This window comes from Pantoea sp. SIMBA_079, assembly GCF_046940275.1.
GTDB classification, from domain to species: domain Bacteria; phylum Pseudomonadota; class Gammaproteobacteria; order Enterobacterales; family Enterobacteriaceae; genus Pantoea; species Pantoea borealis.
This window is the reverse complement of the sequence record NZ_JAWRYR010000412.1, coordinates 1-266: the sequence shown is the minus strand read 5'-3', so window position 1 is coordinate 266 and position 266 is coordinate 1. Positions and strand designations below refer to the sequence as shown.

Here is a 266-nt window from a genome sequence, read left to right as displayed (position 1 = left end):
AGCAGCAGGCCGCCTTGCAGGCGCGCAATCCCGACGCGGCGGATCTCGCCAGCGACGCCCCGGCCGACGGCCCGCGCCCGCTGTCCGAAACGCCGGCGACGCCGCCGCGCACGACGGCCGCCGCGTCGACCACGCCGGGCGCAGCCGCCACAGGCGATGCCCGCTATCTGCTGCAGGCCGGCTCGTTCAGCGGCTCCGGCGATGCCGAAGCGCTCAAGGCGCGGATCGCCCTGCTCGGCCTGAGCGCGCGGGTCGAGTCCGGCCAG

Annotated in this window: 1 protein-coding gene; it reads left to right on the top strand. The window is 77.4% G+C overall.

Going from position 1 to position 266, the window contains the following annotated elements:
• A partial coding sequence (locus SB719_RS20585) for an SPOR domain-containing protein (protein WP_412159805.1) occupies positions 1 to 266 on the top strand: 266 nt, incomplete at both ends.